The following is a 5,885-nucleotide window of genomic DNA, read 5'->3' as shown; positions in this document are numbered from 1 at the left end:
CAGGCCGCAGGCCGGCCAACGGGCCGAGCTGGGCATGTGCCACGGGCATCTGGCGAAGATCGAGAAAGGCGTTGAGAGGGCCGTGCGTGCCTGTCATCGTTCGATATCCGGATACGGTTGCCGCAACATTGTTCGACGCCAGAAATTTTACAACCTGCGATACGATTTTTATTGATTGTGAAAGTCTTCGCCCTTATATCGCGCTTGCCCAAAGTCGCACGTGCCTGTGGGTGTCCGCCGATCCTCGAATGGTGAGGGAAATCGGTAAGGTAACTGGAGCCAACCCCTCCAGTCGGTCTAGCGGCCAACCGCCAGCCCGAGGACACCTTGAAGCAACGACGGTGCGGGCCTTTCTGGTGTTCTGCCGGTTGTCCAAAAACCGGGGTTACTGAAGAGGCACACCTTCATTGCCGGCAGTGCGGACGGGTCTCCCATCCAAGCCAAGGCAGACAAAGCGAACCGAGGCCGGGCAAGGCCAAGGTTCACCGCCGCGAGACGGCGCTTCATGGTTCCGGGGTCTCCACCGGCTGGTTCCATGGATTTCCGTCCCGCCTTTGTCCACCGCGAGTTCGCGAGGCCGACAGCCCGCGTCCCGCAGCCTTATTGCGCGCCGAAAGGCGCTGATGGAGAGACCCCGATGGCCACCCAGCGCATCCTTGACTTCCTCGCCACCCGACGTCCGACCGGCCCCTGCCTCGTCGTCGACCTCGATGTCGTGCGCGACAATTTCCGCGCCTTCGAGAAGGCGCTGCCCGATTCCAGGATCTACTATGCGGTGAAAGCAAACCCGGCGCCGGAAATCCTGCGCCTGCTTGCTGCGATGGGCTCGTCCTTCGACACCGCTTCCGTTGCCGAAGTCGAGATGGCGATGGACGCTGGTGCACCGGCGGACCGCATCTCCTTCGGCAACACCATCAAGAAGGAGCGTGACATCGCACGCGCCTACCAGCTCGGCATCCGCCTGTTCGCCGTCGATTGCGTCGAAGAGGTCGAGAAGATCGCCCGCGTCGCGCCCGGTGCGCGCGTGTTCTGCCGCGTGCTGACCGATGGCGAGGGCGCCGAGTGGCCGCTGTCGCGCAAGTTCGGCTGCGTGCCGGCGATGGCCGTCGACGTGCTGCGCCATGCCAAGGGGCTCGGCCTCGACGCCTATGGCGTGTCGTTCCATGTCGGCTCGCAGCAGACCGACCTGACCGCCTGGGACCGCGCGCTGGCCGACGCCAAGGTGGTGTTCGCGACGCTCGCCGAGGAAGGCATCGTCTTGAAGATGGTCAATATGGGCGGTGGTTTCCCGACGCGCTATCTGCGTGACGTGCCGGCCGCCCAGGCCTATGGCCAGGCGATCTTCTCGGCGCTGCGCAAGCATTTCGGCAATGCCATTCCGGAGACCATCATCGAGCCGGGCCGTGGCATGGTCGGCAATGCCGGCGTCATCAAGTCGGAAGTCGTGCTGATCTCGAAGAAGGCCGCCAACGACAATGTGCGCTGGGTGTTCCTCGACATCGGCAAGTTCGGCGGCCTGGCCGAGACGATGGACGAGGCGATCCGCTACCCGATCGTCACCGCGCATGACGGCACGGAGACCGCACCTTGCGTGCTCGCCGGCCCGACCTGCGATTCGGCCGACGTGATGTACGAGAAGACGCCCTATCTGCTGCCTTTGTCGCTGACCATCGGCGACGAGGTGCTGATCGAAGGCACCGGCGCCTACACGACCACCTACTCGGCGGTCGCCTTCAACGGCTTCGAGCCTCTCCGATCCTACGTGATCTGACGGCGCTTGCTCAGCGCATTTTCGAACGGCGAACCGGACACAACTTCGCCTGAAAATGCGCTGAGAGAGCCGATCAGATCATCCCAGGTGGGCGACTTTCGTCCACCCGGGCTCGCCTGTGGAACAGATCTCCGCTCGCCAGGGATTACGGAAATGGAAATGCCAGTTGAAATTGGGGGCCACGCACCGGCCTTTGTGATGGTTGCCGAAACCGCCGCCGATGTTGCGGCGCGCGAGGCGTTGCTCGATCGGGCGATGGGGCCGAAGCGCAGGAAAAAGTCGTCGGAGAAGCTGCGGCGTGGCCGGCGGCCCTCGGAAGGCCTGGTCTTCGTCGCCCGCGATGGCTCGGGCGGCGTCGCCGGCACCGTGCGGCTGTGGGACGTCAGGCTGGGCGAGGGCGGTGCGGCTGCGCTGCTGCTTGGCCCGCTTGCCGTCGATCCGTCGCTCAAGAACGCCGGCATCGGCTCGGCCCTGATGCGCCATGCCATCGCCGAGGCGGCACGTCTTGGCCATGCCGCGATCCTTCTGGTCGGCGATGCGCCCTATTACGCGCGCTTCGGCTTCTCGGCCGAGAAGACCGGTTCGCTTGCCATGCCGGGACCCTATGAGCGGCACCGCCTGCTGGCGCTGGAACTGGTGGAAGGCGCGCTTGACGGCGTGCACGGCACGCTGAGGGCGGCCGGCCGCAAGCTGAAGGCGCAGGAATTGATATCGGCGGCCTGAGATACGAAGCCGCCAGCATTTCATGCAAAAACGCCGCCCGAAAAGGCGGCGTTTTTTCGCGATTGGTGGGCGCCACCTTGGGCGCCTGCATGCCTTCAGCCGATCAGCTGGCTGAGCGCCATGGCAACGGTCATGTCGCCTTCGACCTTTATCTTGCCGGTCATGAACGCCATTGTCGGGTTCAGGTCGCCAGCGATCAGCGAATCGAGATCGTCGAGCGAGAGCTTGATGGTGCAGTCGGTGGGTGCATCGGTGTTCGAGACGGTTGCGCCGTCGATGACGATGACGCCGTCGCTGCCGGTGTCGAATTTCACGGAACGATCGAACCCGCTGCTGGCCACGCGCGACTTGATCTTCTCGGCAATCTCCTGAACGCTCACGCTGTTCTCCTTGTCTGGTTGCATCTGTCTCGCAACGGCGCTTCGATCCAGCCGAAGCCCGTGCCGCGGTTTCGCGATCACGGTCGCTGCCGCATATAGCTTTGCGTTGACGTTTACGTCAACGCGAATTCAGGCGGTTGGTTCCTGCCGTTGCGGCAGGCGAGCCTGGAGGAGGCCGGAAATGCGAGCCCGGCAACTCAGTGTTCCTTGAACGCCTTGGTCATTTCGCTCGCCGTCTCGCTTTTCTTGCGGCGCAGCCAGTTGTCGCGGATTTCGTCCTTCGACAGGAAATTGACCTGGTCGATCAGAACCTCATGCACCAAAGGCGCCCCGACACGCGTGTTGACGGTATCGCGGATGGCGGCGCGGAAGGCATCGAGATCGATCGTCGCCTTGTTGGTGAAGTCGATCTGCGGATTGGAATAGAGGTAGGAATAGACCTGGTCGGTGATCAGCGCTTCGGCCGGAATGGACAGTTTCTTGATCTGCTCGGGTTCGACCGTGTAGACAAGCTTGGTCAGGAAATAGCCGCCGATCTCGGAATCGCGGATCAGCGGCACCGAAATGATGTCGGTCTTGACGTAGTCGAGGCCGCCCAGCATCGGCTTCGGCGTTTCGCCGACACCGCGCTCGCCGGCCGCCTGGAAAGAATAGAACACGGCGCCCAGCGTTGCGGCGCAGATCCAGACGGCGATGGCGATGACCTTGATCATCGGGCCTTGTCAGTCCCTTGGTCAGTCCCTTGCAATGGCAACGCGGCACGGCGCCGTTGCCGAGGCAGGATCTCCGATGTGTCGCCTGTGTTCGCCATCACGCCTTTATCCAGCCGAACTCGCCGGCGGAATAGGTGCCGTCGGTCTCGGCGCGCTGGATGGCGTGCCGCAGCAGGCTGGCGACTTCGTTGACCGCGCTGAGATGCGCCAGGATCGCCGCTTCGTTCTTCGCCAGCTTCTGGCGCAGCCGGGTCAGGCCCTCGCGGTGCTGCTCGAGGAATTCGGCTTCGCTGCCGCCCTTCATGGCGCGGGTCAACTCGTAGAGGTAGCGGCTCTTGCGGGCGTTCGATGCCTTGAGATCATAGTTGGTGGCGTTGCGGATGCCTGCCGTCTCTTCCTCGACCACTTCCTCGATGCGGCCGATGATGGCGGCGAGGTTGCCGGGCCGCGCGAACGGGATCGGCGCTTCCGACGTGGTCGTGCGTGCTGGCAGGTTGGGGGTGGATTCCGAAAAGTCGGCCATGGCGTTTCCCAGTTTAGATCTTGATATTTGTTTTTATGGTCGTCTCGTCACCGGTCATCGATCCCGCAGCCTTGCGCTGCAATTGATGGACCAGCGAGGTCGACAGGCTGTTTTGCTGGTCGACCTCGGTCTTTTCCGGCCCGCCCGAAACCGGACCGACGGGCACGACGCGCTTGCCTTCGAGATAGTGGTCGGCGAGCATCGATTTGGCGATGCCGATGCCGCCGCGTTCGGCCATTACGTCCGCCACCCGCTCGGCAAGCTGCGATTTCCACATGTCGCCGGCCAGGCCCTTGCCGTAGACGCCCTCGGTGTCCTTGGGCAGCATGTTCTGGATGAAGGTCTGCAGCACCATCGCCTCGAACTTCTTGAATTTCTTGGCCGGGTCGGTTGCGGCGGCGGCCTTGTCGGCGGTGGCGCGCGACAGGATCGAGCCGGCATCGACGGAAGCGGCGGTGTCGAGTGAAAACGTGCCCGCAGCGCCGCCGGCCCGCTTTGCCAGCGCGGCGCGAGCGGTCTCGATATCCGCCGGGTCGACGGCTCGGGCCACATCCATAACGATGTCGCTGGGTGGAGAAATCGCCAAGAAAGTCCGCCTTTTACCGGTTTTCCCTGACCAGACCATGCCTCAACAAGCTTGTGGCAGGCTTGCGGGAAGGAGAGGGAGCGGAGTGCGGGGATCGGATCGAAGCTGCCGGCCGAGGGTGGGATTTCCGCCTCAGCCTCACTCCTTGACCGCCCCCGTCATCGAGGAGACGTAGTGCTCGACAAAGAATGAATAGAGCACCACCACCGGCAGGGAGCCGATCAGCGCGCCTGCCATCAGGGCTCCCCATTCATAGACGTCCGAACGTACGAGTTCGGTAAGCACGCCGACCGGCACGGTTTTGTTTTCGGACGACTGGATAAAGGTCAAGGCGTAGATGAATTCGTTCCATGACAGGGTGAAGGCGAAGATGCCGGCGGAGATCAGGCCGGGCACCGACAGCGGCAGAACTATCTTGGTCAGGATTTGCCAGCGGCTCGCTCCGTCGATCAGCGCGCATTCTTCCAGTTCGAAGGGTATCGAGCGGAAGTAGCCCATCAAGAGCCACGTGCAGAATGGAATGAGGAACGTCGGATAGGTGAGGATCAGTGCGAACGGCGTATCGTAAAGGCCGAGGTTGAACACCATCACCGACAGTGGAATGAACAGAATCGAGGGCGGCACGAGATAGGCCAGGAAGATCGCCAAGCCGACCTGCCGCGCCCCGGAAAACCTCAAGCGTTCGATCGCATAGGCTGCGAACACCGCCGCCAGCAGCGACAGGAAAGTTGCGGCGGTCGAGATGATGATCGTGTTGAGAAGCCAACCCGGATAGGACGTCTCGAAGAGCAGATACCGAATATGCTCGAGCGTCGGATGGACGACCCAGAACGGGTTGAAATTGGCATAATCCGTCATCTCGAGATTGGGTTTCACCGCCGTGATCGTCATCCAGTAGAACGGGAACAGCAGCACGATGACGAAGATCAGGAGCGGCAGATAAACGGTCACCACGCGCCGGGGCAGGCTCTGAAGATAGCCCATGCCGCCTTCATCCGTGTTCGGACGGTTGCTCGTTTCGATCGCGGCCATGTCAGTCTCCACCGCCCTGCTGCCATTTACGACGTTGCAGCCCGAAATAGCTGAAAAGGATCGCCGCAAGCAGGAACGGGATCATCGCCACCGCGATCGCGGCTCCCTCGCCAAGCTGGCCGCCGGAAATGCCGCGCTGGAACGAGAGCGTCGCCAT

General features: G+C 62.7%; 7 protein-coding genes and 1 pseudogene. 2 read left to right on the top strand and 6 right to left on the bottom strand.

All coding sequences use genetic code 11. From position 1 onward, the window contains the following. The first annotated feature begins 637 nt into the window (after positions 1-637). Together odc2 and EN969_RS13860 are read left to right on the top strand one after the other, a co-directional pair. Positions 638-1,771, top strand: coding sequence for an ornithine/lysine decarboxylase (odc2, locus tag EN969_RS13865; RefSeq protein ID WP_024502712.1), 1,134 nt, complete (start codon positions 638-640; stop codon positions 1,769-1,771). A gap of 153 nt (positions 1,772-1,924) precedes the next feature. Beyond that, positions 1,925-2,494 (top strand): N-acetyltransferase, encoded by a 570-nt coding sequence (locus tag EN969_RS13860; protein WP_063168935.1) that lies wholly within the window; start codon positions 1,925-1,927, stop codon positions 2,492-2,494. A 95-nt stretch (positions 2,495-2,589) separates the two neighbouring features. On the opposite strand, the gene EN969_RS13855 is transcribed toward EN969_RS13860, so the two are convergent. The 6 genes and pseudogenes from EN969_RS13855 to EN969_RS13830 form a co-directional block, all read right to left on the bottom strand. Continuing rightward, complete coding sequence (locus tag EN969_RS13855; RefSeq protein WP_128337429.1) at positions 2,590-2,898, bottom strand: SCP2 sterol-binding domain-containing protein; 309 nt, start codon at positions 2,896-2,898, stop codon at positions 2,590-2,592. A gap of 173 nt (positions 2,899-3,071) precedes the next feature. Then, entirely contained in the window at positions 3,072-3,587 is a 516-nt protein-coding gene (locus tag EN969_RS13850; RefSeq protein ID WP_013529757.1) for a hypothetical protein, read from the bottom strand. Between the two features lie 97 nt (positions 3,588-3,684). Then, complete coding sequence (locus tag EN969_RS13845) at positions 3,685-4,110, bottom strand: hypothetical protein (protein ID WP_013529758.1); 426 nt, start codon at positions 4,108-4,110, stop codon at positions 3,685-3,687. 13 nt (positions 4,111-4,123) lie between these two features. Then, positions 4,124-4,696, bottom strand: a complete 573-nt coding sequence (locus EN969_RS13840) for a rod-binding protein (RefSeq protein ID WP_024502710.1) — start codon at positions 4,694-4,696, stop codon at positions 4,124-4,126. A 138-nt stretch (positions 4,697-4,834) separates the two neighbouring features. Continuing rightward, positions 4,835-5,728, bottom strand: coding sequence for a carbohydrate ABC transporter permease (locus EN969_RS13835; protein WP_013529760.1), 894 nt, complete (start codon positions 5,726-5,728; stop codon positions 4,835-4,837). A gap of 1 nt (position 5,729) precedes the next feature. Further along, positions 5,730-5,885 (bottom strand): annotated as a pseudogene (locus EN969_RS13830) (sugar ABC transporter permease); the annotation flags it as partial.

The sequence above is a fragment of the Mesorhizobium sp. M7A.F.Ca.CA.003.01.2.1 genome (genome assembly GCF_003998945.1).
GTDB classification, from domain to species: domain Bacteria; phylum Pseudomonadota; class Alphaproteobacteria; order Rhizobiales; family Rhizobiaceae; genus Mesorhizobium; species Mesorhizobium ciceri.
The sequence above is the reverse complement of the archived record's forward strand: the minus strand, read 5'-3'. Positions and strand labels throughout refer to the sequence as shown.